Origin of the sequence: Dietzia sp. UCD-THP (assembly GCF_000349585.1) — a bacterium.
In the GTDB taxonomy this organism is placed as follows: domain Bacteria; phylum Actinomycetota; class Actinomycetes; order Mycobacteriales; family Mycobacteriaceae; genus Dietzia; species Dietzia natronolimnaea_A.
Window position 1 is genome coordinate 1 of sequence record NZ_AOSR01000219.1, and the last position, 1,203, is coordinate 1,203.

At 71.7% G+C, this 1,203-nt stretch carries 1 protein-coding gene and 1 pseudogene; one reads left to right on the forward strand and one right to left on the reverse strand.

Annotation, left to right across the window (positions count from 1 at the left end; all coding sequences use genetic code 11):
* Positions 1 to 708: pseudogene (locus H483_RS27560) on the reverse strand (hypothetical protein); the annotation flags it as partial.
* 106 nt (positions 709 to 814) lie between these two features.
* On the opposite strand from H483_RS27560, the gene H483_RS0119460 reads away from it, so the two are divergent.
* Positions 815 to 1,203: MFS transporter (locus H483_RS0119460; protein WP_152427925.1), on the forward strand; the 389-nt coding region annotated here is incomplete at its 3' end.

The following is a 1,203-nucleotide window of genomic DNA, read 5'->3' on the forward strand; positions in this document are numbered from 1 at the left end:
GTTGGGGCGCAGCGCCTCCTGCAGCCCCTTCGCGATCTGCCGCAGGAACTTCTCCCGCTGCACGTCCCCGACCTCGGCGCCCGTGCCGTGACTGTGCACCATCCCCCCGCCGGCCCTGTTCGCCCCGGGGCCGGCGCCGGCGGCCCCGCTGAACCGCTGCTGCTGGGGCGAGGGCGGCTGAATGTCGCCGGCCATGTCATCGATCGAGGACGGGATCGAGCCCAGTTCGAGCTCGCGGATCGTCGAGGCGGTGCCCTCGAGGAGTCGGCCCTTGTTCTGACTGCCCGCGAGGACCAGGAACTCGCCGTCGCCGACCGCGGCCGGCACGATCGGCCGGACGGCGAACCGGTCGCTCACGTGGACCGCTTCGGTGACCTGCGTGGCCAGGCGGTACGCGCGCCAGAACCCCTTCGACGCGAACAGCGCGAGACCGTCGGACAGACGCTGCCAGTACGCGTCGTCCTCCAGCAGGGCGACCAGCGGGCCGAGGATCTCGTCGGACTCCTCCTGGGCCACGCCGTGCGCCTTGAGCCGGGTCTCGGCGTCCTTGATGAGCGACTTGGCGCGGATGGGGTTCTCGCGGACCTCTGCCCCGGCCCGGGCCGTGGGCAGGAAGATCGACACGGCCCGGCCGCTGGCGGTGCCCAGCTCGGCGAGGTCGGTCAAGGGGATCGGATCGACTTCTGCGGTGCGGGTGACATCAGCCATGACCCGACGCTACTGATCGCGACGGCGCACGGGTAGGTCGTGACAGGGTTGTTGCGCGCCCGTGACCTTCGGGCCCGGGACGTCCGCCGTGGATACCATCGCGGAAGTGACCGATGCGCCCGTGACCCCCGCGACGACCCGGCCGGTCAGCACCGCCCGGGTCCTCACCACCCTGATGGTCCCGATGTTCATGGCGCTGCTCGCGCTGTCGGTGATCAACGTGGCGCTGCCGGTGATCGGCACCGCCCTGGACTCGGATTCGCGCGGCCTGCAGTGGGTGGTGTCCGGGTACGCGCTGGCGTTCGGGCTGCTGCTCGTGCCGTCGGGTCGGCTGGGCGACGCGACCGGGCGCAAGCGCCTGTTCCTGGCGGGCGTGGCGGTGTTCGTGGGCGGCGCGGTGGTCGCCGGGTTCGCCCAGTCGATCGAGATGCTCAACCTGGCGCGCCTCATCCAGGGCGTCGGGTCGGGGATGCTCAATCCGCAGACGTTCGGCCT